General features: G+C 37.1%; 21 protein-coding genes. 13 read left to right on the top strand and 8 right to left on the bottom strand.

From position 1 onward, the window contains the following. Positions 1-362: 362 nt before the first annotated feature. From AC106K_RS10020 to AC106K_RS09975, 10 genes are all read left to right on the top strand, one after another. On the top strand, positions 363-1,367 hold the full coding sequence (locus AC106K_RS10020) for an AAA family ATPase (protein ID WP_482444993.1): 1,005 nt from the start codon (positions 363-365) through the stop codon (positions 1,365-1,367). Continuing rightward, a complete protein-coding gene (locus AC106K_RS10015; protein ID WP_482444991.1) occupies positions 1,367-1,825 on the top strand; it encodes a GNAT family N-acetyltransferase in 459 nt (152 codons plus the stop codon). The genes AC106K_RS10020 and AC106K_RS10015 overlap by 1 nt, the downstream gene beginning before the upstream one ends. Positions 1,826-1,951: 126 nt before the next feature. Beyond that, positions 1,952-2,815 carry a DUF58 domain-containing protein gene (locus AC106K_RS10010; RefSeq protein ID WP_047095246.1) on the top strand — a complete coding sequence of 288 codons (864 nt, stop codon included), beginning with the start codon at positions 1,952-1,954 and terminating at the stop codon, positions 2,813-2,815. A 59-nt stretch (positions 2,816-2,874) separates the two neighbouring features. Further along, entirely contained in the window at positions 2,875-3,771 is an 897-nt protein-coding gene (locus AC106K_RS10005; RefSeq protein ID WP_482444989.1) for a BatD family protein, read from the top strand. Beyond that, on the top strand, positions 3,764-4,756 hold the full coding sequence (locus AC106K_RS10000; RefSeq protein ID WP_482444987.1) for a VWA domain-containing protein: 993 nt from the start codon (positions 3,764-3,766) through the stop codon (positions 4,754-4,756). Before AC106K_RS10005 ends, AC106K_RS10000 begins: the two co-directional genes overlap by 8 nt. After that, positions 4,756-5,763 (top strand): vWA domain-containing protein, encoded by a 1,008-nt coding sequence (locus AC106K_RS09995; protein WP_482444985.1) that lies wholly within the window; start codon positions 4,756-4,758, stop codon positions 5,761-5,763. Before AC106K_RS10000 ends, AC106K_RS09995 begins: the two co-directional genes overlap by 1 nt. 100 nt (positions 5,764-5,863) lie before the next feature. Beyond that, complete coding sequence (locus AC106K_RS09990) at positions 5,864-6,604, top strand: tetratricopeptide repeat protein (protein WP_482444983.1); 741 nt, start codon at positions 5,864-5,866, stop codon at positions 6,602-6,604. A 23-nt stretch (positions 6,605-6,627) separates the two neighbouring features. Beyond that, positions 6,628-8,343, top strand: coding sequence for a BatD family protein (locus AC106K_RS09985; protein WP_482444981.1), 1,716 nt, complete (start codon positions 6,628-6,630; stop codon positions 8,341-8,343). 44 nt (positions 8,344-8,387) lie between these two features. Continuing rightward, positions 8,388-8,990, top strand: a complete 603-nt coding sequence (locus tag AC106K_RS09980; protein WP_065398746.1) for a MarC family protein — start codon at positions 8,388-8,390, stop codon at positions 8,988-8,990. Between the two features lie 5 nt (positions 8,991-8,995). Further along, positions 8,996-9,196: a hypothetical protein gene (locus AC106K_RS09975; RefSeq protein WP_047095253.1), complete on the top strand. Its 201-nt coding sequence runs from the start codon at positions 8,996-8,998 to the stop codon at positions 9,194-9,196. 330 nt (positions 9,197-9,526) lie between these two features. On the opposite strand, the gene AC106K_RS09970 is transcribed toward AC106K_RS09975, so the two are convergent. The 8 genes from AC106K_RS09970 to AC106K_RS09935 form a co-directional block, all read right to left on the bottom strand. Next, positions 9,527-10,495, bottom strand: coding sequence for a chorismate-binding protein (locus AC106K_RS09970; RefSeq protein WP_482444979.1), 969 nt, complete (start codon positions 10,493-10,495; stop codon positions 9,527-9,529). Between the two features lie 23 nt (positions 10,496-10,518). Then, a complete protein-coding gene (locus tag AC106K_RS09965; protein ID WP_482444978.1) occupies positions 10,519-11,391 on the bottom strand; it encodes a hypothetical protein in 873 nt (290 codons plus the stop codon). 7 nt (positions 11,392-11,398) lie between these two features. Beyond that, positions 11,399-12,505 carry an RNA polymerase sigma factor gene (locus AC106K_RS09960; protein ID WP_482444977.1) on the bottom strand — a complete coding sequence of 369 codons (1,107 nt, stop codon included), beginning with the start codon at positions 12,503-12,505 and terminating at the stop codon, positions 11,399-11,401. Between the two features lie 180 nt (positions 12,506-12,685). Then, on the bottom strand, positions 12,686-13,753 hold the full coding sequence (locus tag AC106K_RS09955) for a hypothetical protein (protein ID WP_482444975.1): 1,068 nt from the start codon (positions 13,751-13,753) through the stop codon (positions 12,686-12,688). A gap of 102 nt (positions 13,754-13,855) precedes the next feature. Continuing rightward, positions 13,856-14,284, bottom strand: a complete 429-nt coding sequence (locus tag AC106K_RS09950) for a PaaI family thioesterase (RefSeq protein WP_047095259.1) — start codon at positions 14,282-14,284, stop codon at positions 13,856-13,858. Positions 14,285-14,371: 87 nt separating this feature from the next. Further along, positions 14,372-14,974: a 1-acyl-sn-glycerol-3-phosphate acyltransferase gene (locus AC106K_RS09945; RefSeq protein WP_047095260.1), complete on the bottom strand. Its 603-nt coding sequence runs from the start codon at positions 14,972-14,974 to the stop codon at positions 14,372-14,374. A 316-nt stretch (positions 14,975-15,290) separates the two neighbouring features. Beyond that, positions 15,291-17,012 (bottom strand): PspC domain-containing protein, encoded by a 1,722-nt coding sequence (locus tag AC106K_RS09940; RefSeq protein WP_482444973.1) that lies wholly within the window; start codon positions 17,010-17,012, stop codon positions 15,291-15,293. An 11-nt stretch (positions 17,013-17,023) separates the two neighbouring features. Then, entirely contained in the window at positions 17,024-17,353 is a 330-nt protein-coding gene (locus AC106K_RS09935) for a PadR family transcriptional regulator (RefSeq protein WP_047095262.1), read from the bottom strand. A 560-nt stretch (positions 17,354-17,913) separates the two neighbouring features. Between AC106K_RS09935 and AC106K_RS09930 the strand changes: the two genes are divergently transcribed. The 3 genes from AC106K_RS09930 (at position 17,914) to AC106K_RS09920 (ending at position 20,871) form a co-directional block, all read left to right on the top strand. After that, the gene (locus AC106K_RS09930) at positions 17,914-18,612 is read left to right on the top strand and encodes an XAC2610-related protein (protein ID WP_482444971.1); all 699 of its coding nucleotides are present in this window, start codon (positions 17,914-17,916) and stop codon (positions 18,610-18,612) included. A gap of 1 nt (position 18,613) precedes the next feature. Then, positions 18,614-19,204, top strand: coding sequence for an HD domain-containing protein (locus AC106K_RS09925; RefSeq protein WP_482444970.1), 591 nt, complete (start codon positions 18,614-18,616; stop codon positions 19,202-19,204). 188 nt (positions 19,205-19,392) lie between these two features. Then, positions 19,393-20,871 (top strand): MutS-related protein, encoded by a 1,479-nt coding sequence (locus tag AC106K_RS09920; RefSeq protein ID WP_482444969.1) that lies wholly within the window; start codon positions 19,393-19,395, stop codon positions 20,869-20,871. Positions 20,872-20,889 lie beyond the last annotated feature (18 nt).

The raw sequence follows: 20,889 nt of genomic DNA, 5'->3' as shown, positions 1-20,889 counted from the left end.
TTATGTTCATATGAGTGTTTTAAGAAAAAAAATCAAGGTTTTGATGTTGGGATGACTGAAAACACAAACTCCAGTTACTCATTCATGCATTCGTGCGAAAAAATAAAGAAATTTTAATGCTTTTTTTGAATGAAATTTATGATTAGTGATAAGAAGCCGGGAATAGAATTATCAGACTGCTGAACAATTGATAGGACTAATTGTCTGTATATCTGTTTTTATGGATGAAAAAACAGGCCCAATCCTCCAGAGTACATTGTCAATCCCGGAATATTTAACAAACTTTAACTCAAAAATGGCATTCATTGTGTTGATTAATGCAAGTATTTATCAGAAATTTACCACTTATTTTAAATCAAGCTATGTCAGATACATATCAAGCAGAAGATATTCGCCAATTGACGGAAAGAGTAAAAGAAAAAAACTACTTATTTTCTCTTCTGAGACAGGAAATCAACAAAGTTATCATTGGACAGGAATACATGGTAGACCGCCTTTTGGTAGGGCTTCTAGGGAATGGTCACGTTCTTTTGGAAGGTGTACCCGGGCTGGCCAAGACCTTAGCGATAAAAACTTTGGCGGATGCCGTTCATGGTGAGTTCTCAAGAATTCAGTTTACACCGGATTTGCTTCCTGCAGATGTGGTGGGAACGATGATTTATAATATCAAAGACAATGATTTCTCCATAAAAAAAGGACCTGTATTTGCTAATTTCGTATTGGCGGATGAGATCAACCGTGCTCCGGCAAAAGTGCAGTCTGCTCTTTTGGAGGTGATGCAGGAAAAGCAGGTGACGATTGGGGATGAAACCATGAAGCTGCCAAAACCATTTTTGGTACTGGCGACTCAAAACCCGATCGATCAGGAAGGAACTTATCTGTTGCCGGAAGCACAAAGCGACCGTTTTATGCTGAAATGTACCATAGATTACCCTGCTTTTGAAGATGAAAGACAGGTGATGAGAATGGTTTCCACTTCGCATCAGCCTACCGTGAAACCTGTGATCTCCCTTCAGGATATTGTGGAGGCCAAAGAGTTGATCAATCAGATTTATCTAGATGAGAAAATTGAGAAGTACATTCTGGATATGGTATTTGCAACCCGCTATCCTGAAAATTACGGACTTTCTGAACTGAAAAATTATATCAGCTTCGGGGCTTCTCCGAGAGCTTCCATCAACCTTGCCATTGCTTCAAGAGCTTATGCGTTCTTAAAAGGAAGAGCATTTGTAATTCCTGAGGATGTAAAGGCATTAGCCAAAGATGTACTGAGACACAGAATGGGCTTAACTTTCGAAGCGGAGGCAGAAGATATTTCAACAGAAGAGATCATCAATAGAATTTTAGCAAAAATCCAGGCGCCATAATGAGTGAGGTTATTATCAGAGAAGCAGTTCAGGAGGACTGTGCTTCTATGCTGGATCTGATCAGAGAACTGGCAGAATATGAAAAAGCTTTACATGAAGTCACTGTTACCCTGGATGAATTTACCCGGGACGGTTTTGGAAAGTCTCCGGTTTGGGGAGCTTTTGTAGCAGAACTTAATGGTGAGATTGTAGGCATATCATTATATTATGACAGATATTCAACCTGGAAGGGAAGAAGATTATATCTTGAGGATCTTGTGGTGACAGAAAGAATGAGAGGAATGCAGATCGGAAAGAAATTATTTGATGCTACCGTGGAATACGGAAAAATAAATGATTACAGTGGTATGGTATTTCAGGTATTGAACTGGAATGAGCCGGCCATCAATTTTTATAAAAAATACAGTCCGAAATTTGATGATGAATGGTTGAATGTATCTATTGAGTTCAAGGGATAATATTAAAATGGAAGGTGATAACAGTGATGAGCGGAAATTGACCATTTTTATGTAACACCTGAAATTTGAGCCCTGAGCTTTAAACCTTGAACATCAAACATTGAACTTTAAATTAGAAACCCGTCTATGCAGATAAAAGATATTGTAAAAAAAGTAAAGCAGATAGAAATCCGTACCCGAAAAAAGACGGAGGCTGCTTTGATGGGGCAATATCACAGTGCCTTCAAAGGGCAGGGAATGACTTTTTCTGAAGTACGCCCGTATCAGTTTGGTGACGAGATCAGAAGAATCGATTGGAATAAGACAGCCCGTTTCCGCGAACCTTTTGTAAAGGTAATGGAAGAAGAAAGGGAACTGACGATGATGCTTCTGGTAGATATTTCCGCCTCCATGGATTATGGTACAAAAGTACAGCTGAAAAGAGAATATGTAGCAGAGATTGCTGCCAGTCTGGGATTTTCAGCGGCAGGGAATAATGATAAAGTGGGATTGATCCTGTTTGCTGATAAAGTATATAAGGTAATCCCGCCTCAAAAAGGAAGGAAGCATATTCTTTCGATCATCAGTAATATCCTGACAGCAGATTATGTTCCGGCTGAATCCAAATTGGATAAAGCGCTGGAGTATATGATGGGAATTTTTAAAAGAAAATCTCTTGTTTTTCTGCTTTCAGACTTTGAGGATGAATATGATTCCAAAATGCTGAGAGTAGCCTCAAAAAAACATCAGCTGCTGGGGATGAGGGTATATGATGAAAAAGATAATGAAATCCCTGATGTAGGATATACCCTTTTGTATGACGCAGAAACAGGGAAGCAGATCTGGGCCAATACCTCCAGTGCAAGATGGAGATATACTTTTGCAGAGGCTAAAAAACAGAAACTGAGAATGCTGGAGGAAGATTTTGCCAACAGTTCGGCTGGTTTCATGAATATCAATACCGGCTCGGATTATTCAAAATTATTGTATAGTTATTTTCAGAAAAAATAAATAACATCGGGGTAGCCCGTATTTAAAAACTTAAGGCATCAGCCTTTATTATTTTAACATTGAGAAAAATACTTTTAATACTGTCTTTTCTGATCTGTGCGAATGCTTTTTCACAGATACTGTCCTCCAATGTAGAGAAGAAAACGATTGCCTTAGGAGAAGTCAACCGCCTGGTGGTTAAGATTGATAATCTTAATGAGCAGCAGGTAACTTCTGCACCGAAAAATGAACTTCTCCCTTTTCACTTTGAAGAAACGAAAGACAGCATCGGGCAGAATGCCAATTCTTATGAAAGGAAAATAGAATTTGCCGTTTTTGAAGAAGGAAAATTTACCATTCCTGAACTGGAATTTAAGGTAGGAGACAAAATACTTAAAACCATTCCTTACGAGATTGATGTCATTAATACTGCTCAGAAAGCTGATCAGATCAATGATATTATGAAGAATAAAGAGGTGAAGCTTGTGGCTGAAGATTATTGGGAACTGTATAAACTCTATATTCTGGCAGCATTGGCCGGTATTGCTTTAATTATTGCAATTATTATCATCGTAAAATGGGGAAAAAAGGCTAAGAGTTCTCCGGTAGTGGCTACCAATCAGACATTGAAAGAACTTGATTCTCTTAAAAAGAAAAAATATATTGAAGGAGGTAATTTCCGTTCGTTCTATGTAGAACTGATCGATATTTCCAGAAATTTTATTACCAAACAATACCATCTTCCTGCAGATGTGCTTCTTACCGATGACCTTATCGAGGTGATGAAGAAGAACAATACCATCTCGCAGGATAATGAAAAAATAGTGGAAGATGTTTTCCTTAGAGGAGATCTTGTGAAGTTTGCCAAAACCTTTCCGGATCAGGAGACCATGGAAAAGGACTTTGCCAATATCAGGGATTTTGTAAAAAGATCATCCAAAGATTTAGAATTTGAAAACTTGAGAAAGGATGTTTAATTTTGAATTTTACAGCCCGTGGTTTTTACTGCTTTTTCTTCTGTTTATCCCTCTTTTTATTAAAGATGCTCGTAAGGGAAAAAGCAAAGGAATAAAAGTTCCTACCATCAAAGACATGGATGACAGCAGTGGAATCCGGGGCGTACTTTTTTTGCTGAAAATATCAAAGTATATTATTCTTTCTGCTTTGATCATCGCTATGGCCAGACCGAGAACATTTACCGTTTCGCAGGACAGGGATGATACCAAAGGAGTGGATATTATGCTGTCGATAGACGTTTCTCTCAGTATGCTGGCGAAAGATTTAAATCCTGACCGGATTACTGCGCTGAAAGATATTGCCATAAAATTTGTTCAGAAACGGCCGAATGACAGGATAGGAGTGGTAGCTTACGCTGCAGAGGCTTTTACCAAAGTTCCGGTGACCTCAGACCACCAGGTTGTGATTGATGAAATCAAGAATCTTAATTCTGCAGGGCTTGAACCGGGAACAGCTATTGGAGAGGGACTTTCCGTTGCAGTAAACCATTTGATAAAAAGTAAGGCTAAAAGTAAAGTGATCATTCTGATGACGGATGGGGTAAGCAATATTCAGAATGCGATTCCTCCTCAGGTTGCTGCCGAGCTGGCAAAGAATAACAATATAAAGGTCTATTCTATCGGGATAGGAACTAACGGGTATGCTCTGATGCCTACTTCTCAGGATATTTTTGGTGATCTGATCTTTACTGAAACCGAGGTGGCCATTGATGAAGCGACCTTGAGAGAAGTTGCGCAGACTACCGGAGGAAAGTATTTCAGAGCGACCTCAAACAGTAGTCTGGAAGAAATATATAACGAGATCAATCAATTGGAAAAAACAGATGTGAAGGTTTCCAAGCTTTACAATTATGAGGAATATTTCAAGATATTCTTATGGATTGCTTTAGGAATGCTGGTTATAGATGCGTTGCTGAGATGGGTATTTTATAAAATTTTAAGCTGATGAGTTGGTCTTTAGGAAATTATTGGTATTTATTTTTACTGTTGCTTCTGCCGCTGTTAGCATCCTTTCTGATCCGTTTTTTGAAGTGGAGAAACAGGAAAAGAGAAATTTTTGCAGCCAGTCAGTTTCATGACAGTTTATTTGAGAAAAGGTCGGGGTTTATAAAGCTTTTTCCTGCATTATATCTGTTGGGAACCCTTTTTCTGATCTTTTCGATCATAGATCTTCTGAATGGTTCGGAAGAGGTGAGGAGTACCCAGAAACTGAATAACGTGATCTTTATGCTGGATGTATCCAATTCGATGAATGCCGAGGATATTGAGCCTAGCCGTCTTGCAGAAGCAAAAAATCTGATGTTGGGGACTATGCAGAAGATGAAGAATGATAAGGTGGGAATTGTCATATTTGCAGGGCAGGCGATGTCGATCATGCCGCTGACTACCGATTACAATTCAGCTGAAACTTATATTGGCGGTATTGAAACCAATTCTATGCAGGTTCAGGGAACAGATTTCCTGAAAGGGATGCAGGCTGCTGCCGAGAAATTTAAAAATGTAAGCAAAGGATCAAGAAAAATCATATTGCTGAGTGACGGAGAAGATAATGAAGGAAATGATAATGCGGCGATAAGACTTGCCAATAAAGAAGGAATAAGCATTACTTCTGTGGGAATCGGTACCGATGAAGGGGCTCCGGTTCCGGAATATTCTTTTGGGCAGCTAATGGGATATAAAACAGATATGAATGGCGGAACGGTCATCTCAAAAAGGCAAACCGATGCACTGAAGAAAATGGCGGAATCTACAGGAGGCAGCTATATTGACGGAAACAATATCAATGAAGCTCCCGACAGGATTATAGAGGCGGTGAATAAGAAAGGATCAGGGGCTGAAACCCTTGTGAAATCACAGAATGCCAATCACTATTATCAATATTTTCTGGCAATATCTATTCTTTTTTTCGCTATAATTTTTATTTTTAATCCCAAAAAAGATTTTAATGTGTAGTTTATCTCCCTTTTATAGAAGAAATTCTACATGTACTTTAACCGAATTTTAACAAATAAAACTCTGTTTCTTAACATATAAAGGAATAATTTTGCAAGTGATGAATACTAAAATCATATTTTTATCGTTTATTCTTACTTTCTCATTCTCAGACTTTTTGTTTGGGCAGGAAAATTACAGAACTTTAGTTCATGAAGGTAACCAGAAATTTGACGGTAAAGACTATGATGGAGCATCCTCAAAGTATATGGAAGCAGTGAAATCCAACGATAAAGATTTTACCGCCCATTATAATATGGGGAATGCCCTGTATAAAAGTAAAAAATATGAAGAGGCAAAGGCTGAATTTGAAAAGGCAGAGAAACTTTCACAGACTCTTCCGGATAAAGCGGCAGCCCTTCATAATTTAGGAAATACCTATATGCAGATGAGCGAGCCGGAAAAAGCCGCAGATTATTATAAAAAAGCTCTGAAGCAAAACCCATACAGTGAGGCAACCAGAAAAAATTACGAAATTGCCAAACTGAAAGAAAAAGAACAACAACAGAAAAACCAGGAGAATAACTCAGGTAAAGGCGGCGGCGGTAATGATCAGAACAAAGGTGAAGATCAGAAAGGTGACAAAGACCAAAAGCAGGATCAGGGCAATGGTAAACAGAACGAAGGTAAAAGTGACCAGGGCAACAACCCTCAGCAGAATCAGAATAATGAGGGCAGAATGCCAAAGAACCTTGAAAATGCGATCTTAGATAAAATAAACGAAAAAGAAAAAGAAACCGCCAGAAGAATTTTAAATAAAAATTCTTATTCGATGCCTGAAAGCAACGAGAAAGATTGGTGATGCAACACAAATTGATTTACATATTGCTTACATTAGCATCCGTAATTACTTACGGACAGGTAAATCTTAGTCTTGATGCAGACAAATCCGAATACGGAAGCAAAGACATCGTCAACCTTACCATTGTTCTGGAGCTTAATGGAAGTGACCTGGAGCAGCAATCCAGATTTCAGCTTCCCGATCTTTCCAAATTTAATATTATAGGAAGTGGGTCAGTAACCAATACGGTCATAGATCCTGCTACCAATACTTTGATTACTCAGAAAGTTTCCAGAATCGCCCTTGAGCCTAAGAAAAAAGGTAAAATAAAAATTGGCTCCGTTCTGGTTACCGTCAACAATAAAATTTATAAAACAGAACCTTTTGATGTCAATATCAAAGATGTTGTAGACAAGAAAGCTTTAGCAGTCAATACTTCCAATGAGGTATACCTGAATGTGGAGATTGAAGACCGGGACATTTATCAGGATCAGCCTACCATTGCGGTACTGAGGGTGTATTCCAGAAATATGGATAACCTCCGTAAAGTAAAGAATATCCGTCTTCCTGAGCAGGATAATATCAATGTACATCCTATCAACTTCAGGAAATCTGAAATAGATCCTTCGGGATATGGCAATATGCCGTCCCAGACACTGGCTATGTTTATGGTATTCCCGAACGAAGCCGGCTATGTAGAAGTTCCGGCTGTATCTGCGTCTGTAAGTTCCTATTCCAACAAAAGTAAAATTCTTTCCAATAAAGTAAAGCTGAATGTCAGAAAACTTCCGGAGGGAGCTCCTGAATGCTTTAAGAATGCCGTAGGGAATTTTAATGTCAGCGTATATAATGCCTCCAAAGAAAAAGTAGAAGCCAAAAAACCACTGAATGTGGTGGTGAAAGTTTCAGGAGAAGGTAATTTGCCGGATATGGAACTTCCTAAGATTGTGGCCTCTCCAGACTACGAAATTTTCGCCCCTAAAATTACTTCAAAAGTTTCTCCGGGAACTACCGGAATGAAAGGTGAGATTCTGGCCAATTATGTATTGGTTCCGAATAAATCCGGATCTATCGCCATCAAAACCGAACAGTTTGCCTTCTTTGATCCTGAAAACAGAGAATATGTGGATCTGGGACAGAAAACACTGGCTTTAAATGCTTTTTCTCATGACCAGATCATGGAATCCCGTTCTACGGTAGAAAAGGTAAATGAATATACAAACAATCTTCTGGAGACCGTAAACACTCCGGTTTTAAAAACAACATCCTTTAAGGTAAAAGAAAAAAGTAAATTCCACTGGAATATTCTTCTGACCAATATTGCTATTCTTTTAGGGTTATTTGTTGTCTATCTGGTATTTAAGACTTGGCAAAAAAAGCGTACATTAATTAAAGAAACTGTACCGTCTAAACCTTTAGGCTCTGTGGCGGAAACCGAACAGGAAATCAGGAATTTGCTGAAAACGGATATTAATGATTACTTTGGCTATCTTGAAAACCTTAAAGATAACAGAGAGTATGAAAAGTTCTTTGTGACGCTGGAAGAGTTGGATCAGGAAGTGAGAAATCAGTATTCCAAGGGCTCTGTTGCAGAGTTTAAGACTTTTCTTGAAAAGCACAAAGGTTCTTCATTCGCAGAAGAGTACGGGCATTTACAGCAGAGAATTCAGATTGAAAAATATGCCCCTGTAAAATCAGAAGGAGGTCTGGAAGAACTTTTGAAAACAATTGTTAATTTATATTCACAAATTAGCAAATAATCAGTTTATTTTCATATTTTTGCGAAATTTTTAATTACAAAGGGATGGAAATTTTTGAAGGTTTCTCTTTTAAAGAGATCATTACCAGTTTTATGGTGCTTTTCGCTGTTATCGATATTATTGGGTCTGTTCCCATTATTGTAGGGCTTCAGCAGAAATTCGGAAAGATTGAAGCAGGCAGAGCTGCAATCACAGCCGGCGCAATTATGATTGTTTTTCTGTTTGTAGGAAACAAGATTCTTAAGCTTATCGGAGTAGATGTAAATTCCTTTGCAATTGCCGGAGCTTTTGTGATTTTTGTCATAGCCCTGGAAATGATTTTAGGAATTGAAATCAATAAAACTACCGAAGCAAAAGCCGCATCTATCGTTCCCATCGCATTTCCGCTGGTTGCGGGAGCAGGAACACTGACGACTGCTTTATCCCTTAGAGCTGAATTTCATGATATTAATATTATTTGTGGAATCATTCTTAATACAATTTTCGTATATTTGGTGCTGAAATCAGCGAAGTGGTTGGAACAAAAAATCGGGGATGCTACCTTGATGATCCTTCAGAAAGTTTTTGGAATTATCCTCTTGGCAATTTCAATTAAATTATTCACCGCAAATTTTGCTCAATTAGTGCAGAATTATATTAATTTTTAAGTATCATGCAGAAGTTTTATAAAGTATTTCTAGTAGTATTTATCGTGTTTATCGCCATCAATCTTTATGCTATCAACTGGCAGTTGGCAGACATCCTTGGTGATGAAGATAACCTTAGATTTGTATTTTCAGCCGCCGCAGCCGCATTAGGGCTTCTCCTTCTTTTCGTTATGGATACATGGAGTAAGATAGGCGCAAAAAAATAAATTCAAATATCCAGATATAAACAGAACCTCTTTCATAATGAAGGAGGTTTTTTATTTTTAATAATGGTATGATTTTGAAAAACAAATAAGACGGATCGTTTCTTAAATACCACAAATCTTTGCTTTCTCATTTGTAGAGAAATCTGTGATTGTATTAATTGTATTAAAAGATCAATAGGAATGGGCTTTAGCCCATTTGAATAAATTTAAATTTCCATTGGCTTTAGCCAAAACTTAGGTCTTTGAAACACAAACATCACAAATGAATTCACCAATATCACAAGTCTCGTTTTATCTTTGAAAACCTAAGGATAGATTACATCATCTGATTTAGGAAATAACGATATTTTTCAGAATAGCTTCAGATTTCAATTCCGTTTCAGTCCATTCTTTTTCCGGGCTGCTTTGAGCGGTAATTCCACCCCCTACAAAAACATGTACGGCATCTTTATAAAGTCTGGCACATCGCAGGTTGACAAAATACTGAATGCTCTCCTCAGTTTCGATTTTAATATAACCCGCATAGAACTCTCTCGGAAATTTCTCATACTTTCTGATATTTTCATTGCAGAAATCCTTAGGAATACCACATACAGCAGGAGTGGGATGAAGGTCCATGATAAGCTGATCAAGGTCTTCAGGGCTGATGTGGGTTTTAAAATCAGTTCGCAAATGTTTGATATTTCCGGAAACATGATCATACGTTTCTGACTGTTGAACCTGATCCGAATAGTTTTTCAAAATATTCTGAATATAGGTAGTAACTGGTTTCTGTTCTTCAATTTCTTTTTCTGACCAGTCTTCAGAAACGGGCAGAGTTCCTGCCAAAGCCATGGTTTCAAACTCATGTGTTGCCTTATTGAATTTTCCAAGTACTTCAGAAAAAGCCCCCATCCAGGCATTCTCGCCGTCGTTGAACAGATACCTGAAGGCATTAGGGTAGGTCTGACAAAGATTTATGAAACTTTCCTTATAATCGATGGCATTAAAATCCGTAAATATTTTCCTTCTTGAATAAACCAGCTTAGGCAGATTATTGTCCTTAATAACACCAATCACCTGCTGCAATGTATTGCAGTATTCTTCTCGGGTTTCAGCTGTAAAATCTACAGGGCTGTTGATCAGCTGTTCATTAGTAATGGAAGCAGCACTAAACTCATCAGAAGTAATCCCGAAAATATCTCCATTGAAGCTGATCTGGGTGATGCTGTCGTATGAGTGAAAATGAACCGTATCCTTATTGTTTTTTTTATCTACAGACTGCAGTCTTTCATCAAAAGGAAGTTTGAAATAAATCATGAGCTATGAATGAATTTTGAAAATCACCTGCCGGAAATAATATAGGAAATTCCGAAGTTGATTTTCCTTTCTGCAAAGGTATTATTAGTCTTAAAGATGTCAAAATTAAAATCACTGTTTTTTAATCTGATATTCTTCATTTTATATTCCTGATATTCCAGAGAGATAAGAAACTTTTTATAGATCAGATATTGAACTCCCAAAGAGAAACCGAAATTGAGCTGATCAGACTTAAAATCGTCAAGTTTGCTGAGTACTTTATCTTCAGGAACCAGAAACTGTATTTTATAGTTGTTTTTGTTGATCAGGAATCCTGCAAATGGACGGATATTATTCCAATCGTAAAGTAATTTTAGCTGCAGGGCATATTCAAAATGTTTGTTGTTGAATTTCTGGAAAAGTAAAGGTTGCTGATCTTCTGAAAAGTAGAACCCGTTCAACCATGTCTCTTCCTTATTGGCATCCAGATCGAAAGTGGAATTCCAATGATAAATATGGGCAGACAGCAGTAAGGAGAATCTTCTATAAATGGATCTCGAAGCCCAAAGATTGATTCCAAATCCAAGCTGAGCCTCTTTTTCAGAGAAACTTTTCGCCCAAACACCTTTCTTAACCCCTGCTTCCAAGCCTGCTCCGAACTGAAATTTTTTGGAGGTATAAATCGTTTTTCCTTCTATCTGATCTTTAAAACCGATGTTCTTAATTGCTGTATCCTGGATTTTCGGGAGACTTACAGAAAGTCCCATAGGTTTTACTTTTAAGGCTTTTTCAAGGTACACCGTGTCATAAACAATGACCTTTTCATAGACATACAGTGTATCTGGCTTTTTTCTCTGTGCATTAAATAGCTGCAGAAGGCCAAGAAATACAATAAAAATAGATTTTCTAAACGACATGATTATTTTATCTTTCAACATATATGGTATCTCTCTGAATAATTTTTTTGACAACAATAACCTTTTGAGGAGTACTTTCCAACAGGCTGTCTTTTGATTTTAAATGATGATTTTTAAGTGATATGCTACTGTTCTTCTGTTCCTGTATTTCTGTGGTTTCTGAGGTTTTCTTTTCCATTGATACTCCTTCATTTTGAGTAGACTCGGAACCCATAACAGAACTGGAATGATCATTGGCCTCAATATCTGTTCTTTTCTCTTCCTCTAAGGCGCTTGAATTTTGGGTAGAGATCATATTTTGAAATTTGCTATTGGTCTGTTGAGGCAGAAAGAAAATAGAGCCTGTAATAACTACTAAAAGACCAACTCCTACAATGATTACCTTTCTCAGAAATTCCTGGCTGCTGTGTGTTTTAAAAGATGGAGCATGACCATTATTTTGTAAACCTGTAGATTCCGGTATCTCAAACGGTCTGGAAGGTGATATTGAAAAGTCTGAAAATTTAGCCTTGAACGTCTGAGCCCATAATAGGCTTCCAAAGCCAAGAAATATAAGTACCTGTGCGGTTTTCTTTTTGGGAGTATTTTGATTGACTACATGATTCAACAAATAATTCTGAATCGATTTTTTTGCTCTTAAAAGATGGGACTTTGAAGTGTTGGCGGTAATTCCCAACACATCAGAAATCTCGGCGTGAGAATAGTTTTCTATGAAATATAGATTGAAAACAGATTTATGATGGGAAGGAAGGCTATCTATGGAAGACAGCAGTTCCTGATGGGTAAAGTCGTAGATGAAGGCATTTTTTTCTTCCAAAAGAGGATGTTCCATTGCTGAAGGGGTATCTGGAATTTCTGAAGGTTCGGTCGTAATGAAAGTATGGGCGTTGGAGGTACGAAGATACTGCAAAGCATTATTGACTACAATTTTTTTAAGCCATGCAAAGATTGCGTTTTCATCTTTCAGCTGATGGTTCTTCTGAATGGCGGTAATAAAGCTATCCTGAATAATATCTTCAGCGGTATGTATATCCTGTATATATCTACGGCAAATCCCCAGGAGTTTTGGGGAATATGCACTGTATATTTTTTGCCAGTTATAAGTCTTTGTCATTGATGGTTTCAATTTTTACTCTCCATGTAATAGGTCAATCTCCATTTAATATTACTGATATTATATCAGTCTTGATAACGAATACTTTCATAGCGTTCTTATAGGATTATTTTTCAAATGAAAACAAATTCCCAAGAAGGGAATTTGCTCATAAGGCTAACAAGTTTTAAGGATGATATGTTAGTTTTTCTTGACCACAAAAATAGAATTGAAGCACCCTTTCATTACATCCTGAAGACTCAGGGTTTCCACATCATTGATATAGAATTTTACAGAAGAGTGAGACGGATTGAATCTTGTGGTGTAAATATTCTGATCTTTTACTACAAAACGTCCGATCGTATTAAAGCCAGCCGGATCATTTATTGGCACCAGATTATTGTTTTTATAGTAGAAATTTTTACCTATATAATATTTGTCAGAACCTTCAAAGTACATAGAGGTTATACTGTTTTGGATAATATTGGCCGGAATCTGAATATCACTTCCTGATGTGATGTTTTTAACGGAAGCAATATCGGAAGGATTACTAGGGGTAGTAGGGGTGTTAGCATTCCTTGTCAGCATATAAAACTGTGAAGGATTGGAAGGATCATTGATAAAACTATGAGGCAGAATCTTGTCTGTATGGGTAAGAAGATGATAGTTCCCGGTTTTATAATATCCTACATCCCATGAAGGAGCAGGGAAATAGCTGAAGTTTTTACGTACTGCGGCATATACTTCGTTATTATAAACCTTTATACCGCCGCCAGGCGTGATTGTACTACCTTGTCCATATGTTTCTAAAACAGTTTTTACCCCATTTTTCCAATAACAATACTGATAGGCATCCTGAGGAGAAGTAGACGAAGGATTTGTGGCTGTTCCTAAAAAATAAATATCCCCATTATGAACTTCCATTTCTCCTAATATGGAAAAGTAAGTATCATTTGTAGCATTCAAATACTGGGCAATATTGTGCTTTACTCCATTTTTCCAGAAATACCATGCCGGTGTTGGATCTATCTGGGCAATATTGGTTCCGAAGAGATAAATATCATTATTGTCGACAATGATCTGAGTTCCCATCAGGTTTTCTCCTCCCTGCACAAAAGTCTGTTGTCCGTTTTTCCAGTAGCTGGCCTTGAAATTGTCTACTCCGCCAATATAAACATCGTATGAAGCTACCTTTTCCTGTGGATCTTCATCCTGACACGACATGCAGCATAGTAAAAGTGATAGAAAAGCTAAAATTTGAATTTTCATGGTTGTTATTTTCTTATAGGATGCAAAAAAATAAAAAGGTTGCAGCAAGTATATAAAAAAAGCTCAAAAAAATTTGAGCCCTTTATCTTTATGTCTTTCAACCTATTTATGAATAATATTATTCGTCATGGTGGTATGGTTGATCAGTGTTCCTTTTTCGTCCCGGATTTCAATTTCTGAAACGTGCATCGTTTTTCCTTTTCTGATGAAGCGGGCAGTAGCGGTTACGATCCCGTCCTTTTTGCTTCTCAGGTGATTGGAGTTGATGTTGGTTCCTACACCGTAATATTTTTCACCGTCTATAAAGATATTAGACAGGCTTGAACCTAATGTTTCGGCTAAAACGCAGCTTGCTCCGCCATGCATGATCCCAAACGGCTGATGGGTTCTCGGAAGTACCGGCATTGTAGCGGTAAGGGTTTCGTTTTCGAGATCTACATCGATGAATTTGATTTCCATGGCTTTTGCCAGGGTTTCGCCACCCCAGTTATTGATGAATGCTAATATTTCTTCTTTTGTCTGACCTTTCATTTCTGTAATGGATAAATGATGAATGATAAATAATGAATGATAAATAATGAATGATAAATAATGAGTAGAAGATCGTAAAGGATTCTTCTAGCTTTTGGTTTCGGTTTCACTTCCTGTTCCCATAATATCAGGGTTCCAGTTGGCGGGAACTTTAGGAACAATATCATTTTTTACATAATAATCCTGAATTTCCTGCATGATCTCTGCAAAAGGAACCGAAGCAATTCTTTCGTACGGAATGGTGTAGCCTAGGTAAACAATATTTCTTTTAAAATCACCGGCTGCCAGTACAATAGGAACTTTTGCGGCCAATGCCATGTGGTAGAATCCTTTTCTCCATTTCGGAACCCAGCTTCTTGTTCCTTCCGGAGTGATCACAAGGCTGAAATCTTCTTTGGCAAACTGTCTGGCTACAAAATTGACCAGATCATTTTTCTGGCTTCTGTCGATCCCTATTCCCCCTAATCCTTTTACAATACTTCCGTACCAGGCTTTGGTGTGGGCATCTTTAATGATAATTTTCAAAGGTTTATTCAAAGACCAGTAGGCAAAGTTTCCTAAAATATACTCCATATTATGGGTATGAGGGGCTACCACAAGGATACACCTGTTCAGGTTGTTGACATCGCCCTGCAGAACGACTTTCCAGCCTAATAATTTTAACATCAGTTTGCCTATCAGCTTTTTCATAGATTTCTTTGGATTAAAAACAAAAAAGTATAACCAAAACTTGGTTATACTTTACAAATATATTGAAATATTATCGCTCTTAAAACAAACCGCTAATTAAATCTACGATTTTCATTACGAATTCCATTGCAAATTGTATCATGATAAGGCTGTGTTTTTAGTTGATTGGTTATTAAATTTTAGCTTTACGAAATTAAAACAATTTTTTCATATAGCGAACTAAATTTTGTTTTTTTTTCACTTTTCTGAGAGAAGAAGAGTGTGAATTTCAAACATTTGTCTTCCACTCACACCTTCTGCCACTCTCTGAAGTTAATTATTTAGTTTGTATGGAAATTTCGTTTTTTCCGTCTTTGATTTTGATGTCGACATCTTTATTGATTTTTTTGATGCCGGACGCTACAGAATCAATTACTTTCTTTGCCTGGTTATTAGGTACCTTTTTACCGTTGATAATGATGCTGTCTTTGTCATTAGAATCATAGACGATGCTGGAACCGTTTACCGTGATTTTATTTTTTTCGATTCTGATTCCGTTTTCATCATCATTACTATCCTTATCATCATCATTCATTCCGTCTCCATCCAGATCCCCGTTTACTGACATGTCATCTTTTTTCGTAACGATTACCAGAGTCTTTTGAGGGACTACCAGTTCGTAATCTACTCTGTAATCTCTGAATCTCTGCTCATAAGGATACTTTATGAAGTTAGGAAGCATTACCTTATTCCCTACGATTTCTACAGGAACTGTCAGCTGAACCGGGATATTGTATCCGTCACCTTCTTTTTTGATGATCAGATAAGGGATTTTTACATCTGATTTTCTTGTAACATCTACAGAGATATAATCTTCCTCATATACTGTTCTCTTGTCTGAATAAATATCATCATCATATGATTTGAAGTTCTGAGGAATATTTACCTGCTTGACATCTAAATATAGTGTGTCTGAAGCGGTATTGATGGCAATATTCTCTGTATCTTCTTTACTTCCTTTGTATTGCAGGCCTTTCTTAGCCATGCTTACTCCGAAATAAGCTCCCAGTCCTAGTAATAAAAGGAATATACCTCCCAGTACCCAGCCGATGTTTCTTAGTTTTGTTTTTGGAGAAAAGATTTTGATACTTAGTAAGCTGAAGATGATAGCAGGGATCAAACTTCCGAGAATCATCATCGCAACTAAAACTTTATCAAGACCATTTTCGCCCATATAGAATTCAATCTTATTCGCACCAGGGAAATCTGCACCTGTTCCGAAAAGTCCGAAGATTACAAAGATTCCGATGATACTTCCTATGGCAAGCAGGACAAAAAATCCGCCCATCAGGTATTTCAGAACATTCCAGATTCCGCTTCCTGCATTGTTGATGTATGGCTTGTTTTCGGTGTATATCTCTCCGACCCTCTGAGTAGATTCGTTGGCAAACTGTACCAATTTGTTAGACTCATTCTTAAGATTGTCGAAGTTCATAGGCTTTCCCTTCATTTTCAGGAAATCTGCTGCTGTTTCAGCTTTTGGAAGTACAATCCAAAGGATGATGTATAAAAGCACAATCAGTGAAGATGATATGGCCTGAGTAACGGTTCCTAAAAGGAAGACTCCCAGCCAGATGGCTCTCATAGCAGTAATATCTAATCCTACATACTGAGCTAAACCTGCACATACTCCTGCGATTTTCTGTTTTTCAGGATCACGGAACAGCTGCTTGTTGTCTGCAGTGCTTCCGCTGTAATTATTGTTTCTGTTGGTTGTTTTTTCTGAAAAATAAGCCTCTTCCTGCTCTTCGATTTTCTCAGGTGTTCCGATCTGTGCGATTACTTTTTCTACATCTGTATCGTTGATCACTTCACGTTTTCCCAGAGAATCTCTGAAGATCTCCACCATTCTTATTTCTATGTCATGCATTACCTCTTCTGCTTCAGAAGCATCCAGTGAGCTTCTAAGGGCGTTCAGGTAATCGCTGAGCTTTATATATGCGTGTTCTTCTATGGTAAAAGAAAAACCTGCGAGTCCTATTGAGAGTGTCTTGTTCATAGCTTTGTTTTTTAATGTTGTTGGGTGATTTGGTTGACTGAGGCTGTCAGATCATTCCACGTATTGAGAAGTTCATCCAGGAAAAGTTTTCCTTTCTCTGTGATCTGATAATATTTTCTGGGTGGCCCTCCAGTAGATTCTTCCCATCTGTAAGAGAGAAACTCTCCGTTTTTAAGTCTTGTAAGAAGAGGGTAGAGGGTCCCTTCCACTACATCCAGTTTTCCTTTTTTCAGTTCGTCAATAAGATCAGAAACATACATTTCTCGATTATTGATGAGACTTAGAATACAGAATTCCAGAATTCCTTTTCGCATTTGCGCTTTGGTATTTTCAGTATTCATCTTTGATAAGTTTTGTTAATTAGTTATATTTTTAGAAAAATGCCCCTAGCTAGTTGAGCCTATTCTAATTTTACATTACAAAGATATGTAAATAAAATGGTATTATGCAATACAAAGTAGTGAAATTTTTAAAATAAAAAATACAATTAATTGAAAATCAATAATATAAATTTTATTGATGATTTGATAGAAATAAATTAAGACCTGATTTTTTTGAATTTTGCTTTCATTTTTATTAAAAAGGAGGAAAATATTCGTGATAATTTGTGAAACTATTGGTGGCATTTGTGTTTATAAAGTCGTTTTATAGTTTTTCACAGATGCCGGATCTGTATGAAATTAGCCCCGATAGCAGCGGTTACCCCACAGCAGGGCAGGAATAGGCTCAGGCGCGAGGAGTATGAGCGGATAGCGGGAAACAGCTCCTGATCATCATTTCTATTACAATCATCTATTGAAAACTGGAGAATCATAAATTCTGAAATATGGATTTTGAGATCGCTGTTATGATTCGTATTTTTGTTATGAATTAAAAAAACACCTCAATCCATTTACTAGCTATGAAAATTTTAAACGCATATAAGAATCTTTCGGCCCTTGTTTTCCTGGGACCTTTATGTTTTGGGCAATACCAGTTTGAAGTTAAGAATGCATCAAAAAACTATAATGTAGTCATTCAATCGGAAGACTGTTCTGATAACAGTTGTATGGGAAAAGGCACCGTAGACCTGTTTGATAATAATAATACCAAGGTACAGACCTTTGTTTCGGATGATCTGGTTATAAATTTGCAGTCAGGCCAAAAGCTAACCCGTGGAAAAAGAATTGAGCTGACTAAAGATCAACGCCCCGTCATCATTGATGATTTTAATTTTGACGGTACCGAAGATATTGCCATAAGAAACGGAAATATGGGAAATTATCACAGTGCTTCTTATGATGTATATGTATTCAACAGTACCAGAATGAGTTTTGTAAAAAGCAAGGAGCTTACAGAGCTGGCATCGGATGGGTTTGATTTTTTTGAGGTAGATTCCAAGCGAAAACGTCTGATTATGTCCGGGAAATCCGGCTGTTGTGACCTCTTTACTACGGAATATGAAGTCATCCCGAATAAAGGGCTGGAAAAAGTTCTTGAAAAAGAAGTAGATATGACCCAGGAAGACCGCGTGAAAGTGATCACCAAAGAAAAGATAAAGAATAAATGGGTAACCAAAACGAAGGTTTACACCTCAGAACAATATAATAAAGAAAAGTAAAATGAAGATACAGAAAGAGATCGATTTTATTCTGGCAGTAGATGCCCTGAAGAATGTACAAAGAAGAAATTATAATGCAGATGATTCCAGAAGGGAAAACACAGCCGAGCATTCATGGCAGATTATTATTCTGGCTCAGATCCTTTTTCCTTATGCGAAAAACCGTGCAGATATTGATCTGTTGAGAGTGATCAGAATGCTTTCTATCCACGATCTTGTAGAAATTGAAGCCGGAGATACCTTCCTTTTTGACGAAAAAGCCATGATAGGAAAGTTTGAAAGAGAAAAAGCTTCAGCACAAAAGATCTTCGGAATCCTGGATGAGCCACTGCGTACAGAATTCTTTAATCTTTGGCTTGAGTTTGAAGATGAAAAAACACCGGATGCTATTTTTGCCTGTGCCATCGACCGGATAATGCCATTTATCTTAAATTCCCATACTTCTGGAAAAAGCTGGACAGAAGCTGGTGTGACGGAGAAGCAAATCAGAAATATGCTTGAAAATGCCATTACCAGAGCATCAGATGAAATGGGAGAAGCTTTCGAACTATTGCTGAACAGAAGCCTGGAAACGGAAAAAGTTTTAAAATAAATGCTTGTAAGCAATTGGAAATATAAGAATCGGGCGGCCTTTGGCCGCCCGATTCTTTATGTAAACATTTGTTTAGAAGGATGTTTAATCAGAAAAATACTTTTCCGGATCGGTGGAGTATTTTTTTTGGTATAATAAAGAGAAAACCTGTAACTATTGATTGACTTCTGTGTCTAATTAAGATAAAAATGGATTTTGATCTTAATTCAATAAAGAAATATTATCTGTTTAAAAGAAATGATAAAGAAGTGTTTCAGGATATTCCGGATGAAACCGCTGAAGATCTGAATCTGGATCTTTTATTTTTTAAATTGGACCGGACAAAATCTAAAATAGGAAAGCAATATTTTTATTCAAAATTCAGGCTTATTACAGAAAGTAGGGACTCTTTTTCAGATCATTATACAGTGTATTTTGAGAGGAATAATACGTCACTGGCAGAGAAGGAATTGGAAAAGCTTAACAAGATCCGAGATTATGAGATTATTGAACTGATAGAAAATGATGTTTTCATTAATCGGAAGTATCTGAACTATGCGAAACTGTCCCTTATCTTGCTTTTCGTGATCCTTATCTGTGGTGTTTTTGTGAAACAGTTTCTGATGTTGACGATTCCATTGTTTTTTGTGAATGCCTATTATCATTATGCGAATAAAAACTATGTGGAATATTATAATACGATAATTTCCAGGTTGTATACTTCCATTTCTGTAGCTAGTAATATCAGCAGAACTCCGGAATTGGCAGAAGAATATAAAGCGATTAACCTGAAAAAACTAGTACGGACAATCAGGTCCAGCAATATTGCTGAACAACTGGCGAAAAACGAATTTTTGGTTGTTTTTTGGTTTTTATTGGAAATTTTAAGAATCACATTCAACCTGGAGATTTTTGGCTTCAGCAGAAAGGTAACCATTTTGAATGCTTCTAAAAATAACCTTCTGAAGGTCTATGAGTATATTGGAAAAATTGATACAGCGATCAATCTCTGTAAAATTCGAAATGAATATCCGGTATGTAGTCCTGTTTTTAAAGATCAGAAAGCAATACAGGTGGAAAAAATTTATCATCCGCTTATTGATGATTGTGTAAGGAATGATCTTAGCATTTCTAATGTTGGAATTGTGCTCACAGGCTCAAATATGTCCGGAAAGACTTCATTTATGCGGTCTTTAGCAGTAAATGCTATCGCTGCACAGGCTTTTGGTTTTTGCTTTGCCAATAGGTATGAAGCTCCTTTTATGCGGATTCTGACTTCTATTTCGATACAGGATGATATTAATGAAAACAAAAGCTATTATCTGGAGGAAGTATTGCGGATAAAGGGTTTCTTTGAAGAAACAGGATATAATCTGATCTTAATTGATGAAATTTTTAAAGGTACAGGAACCAAAGAAAGGATTGCTATAAGCAAAGCTGTTCTGAAAGCCATAAACTCTGATCGAAATCTGGTTTGCATCACAACACATGATCTGGAGATTGCCTATTTCCTGAAAGAAAATAATTACGATTTGTATTATTTTTCAGAAGAGATCCATAAAGATAAGCTTCAATTCACTTATACATTGAATAAAGGAGTCAATCAAAAACCCAATGCCATAAGAATTCTGGAAATGTATGAATATCCTCAGCAAATAATAGAAGAGGCCTATAAACTTCTGGAATAGTTATGGCATGGAAATCAA

The organism is Chryseobacterium sp. FR048, from assembly GCF_056844665.1.
This window is presented reverse-complemented; position numbering and strand designations above follow the sequence as displayed.

Excerpts from the sequence above, each read along its gene's own strand:
- AC106K_RS10020 (WP_482444993.1), top strand. The coding sequence starts at position 363 with ATGTCAGATACATATCAAGCAGAAGATATTCGCCAATTGACGGAAAGA.
- AC106K_RS10015 (WP_482444991.1), top strand. The coding sequence starts at position 1,367 with ATGAGTGAGGTTATTATCAGAGAAGCAGTTCAGGAGGACTGTGCTTCT.
- AC106K_RS10010 (WP_047095246.1), top strand. The coding sequence starts at position 1,952 with ATGCAGATAAAAGATATTGTAAAAAAAGTAAAGCAGATAGAAATCCGT.
- AC106K_RS10000 (WP_482444987.1), top strand. The coding sequence starts at position 3,764 with ATGTTTAATTTTGAATTTTACAGCCCGTGGTTTTTACTGCTTTTTCTT.
- AC106K_RS09995 (WP_482444985.1), top strand. The coding sequence starts at position 4,756 with ATGAGTTGGTCTTTAGGAAATTATTGGTATTTATTTTTACTGTTGCTT.
- AC106K_RS09990 (WP_482444983.1), top strand. The coding sequence starts at position 5,864 with ATGAATACTAAAATCATATTTTTATCGTTTATTCTTACTTTCTCATTC.
- AC106K_RS09980 (WP_065398746.1), top strand. The coding sequence starts at position 8,388 with ATGGAAATTTTTGAAGGTTTCTCTTTTAAAGAGATCATTACCAGTTTT.
- AC106K_RS09975 (WP_047095253.1), top strand. The coding sequence starts at position 8,996 with ATGCAGAAGTTTTATAAAGTATTTCTAGTAGTATTTATCGTGTTTATC.
- AC106K_RS09970 (WP_482444979.1), bottom strand. The coding sequence starts at position 10,495 with ATGATTTATTTCAAACTTCCTTTTGATGAAAGACTGCAGTCTGTAGAT.
- AC106K_RS09965 (WP_482444978.1), bottom strand. The coding sequence starts at position 11,391 with ATGTCGTTTAGAAAATCTATTTTTATTGTATTTCTTGGCCTTCTGCAG.
- AC106K_RS09960 (WP_482444977.1), bottom strand. The coding sequence starts at position 12,505 with ATGACAAAGACTTATAACTGGCAAAAAATATACAGTGCATATTCCCCA.
- AC106K_RS09955 (WP_482444975.1), bottom strand. The coding sequence starts at position 13,753 with ATGAAAATTCAAATTTTAGCTTTTCTATCACTTTTACTATGCTGCATG.
- AC106K_RS09950 (WP_047095259.1), bottom strand. The coding sequence starts at position 14,284 with ATGAAAGGTCAGACAAAAGAAGAAATATTAGCATTCATCAATAACTGG.
- AC106K_RS09945 (WP_047095260.1), bottom strand. The coding sequence starts at position 14,974 with ATGAAAAAGCTGATAGGCAAACTGATGTTAAAATTATTAGGCTGGAAA.
- AC106K_RS09940 (WP_482444973.1), bottom strand. The coding sequence starts at position 17,012 with ATGAACAAGACACTCTCAATAGGACTCGCAGGTTTTTCTTTTACCATA.
- AC106K_RS09935 (WP_047095262.1), bottom strand. The coding sequence starts at position 17,353 with ATGAATACTGAAAATACCAAAGCGCAAATGCGAAAAGGAATTCTGGAA.
- AC106K_RS09930 (WP_482444971.1), top strand. The coding sequence starts at position 17,914 with ATGAAAATTTTAAACGCATATAAGAATCTTTCGGCCCTTGTTTTCCTG.
- AC106K_RS09925 (WP_482444970.1), top strand. The coding sequence starts at position 18,614 with ATGAAGATACAGAAAGAGATCGATTTTATTCTGGCAGTAGATGCCCTG.
- AC106K_RS09920 (WP_482444969.1), top strand. The coding sequence starts at position 19,393 with ATGGATTTTGATCTTAATTCAATAAAGAAATATTATCTGTTTAAAAGA.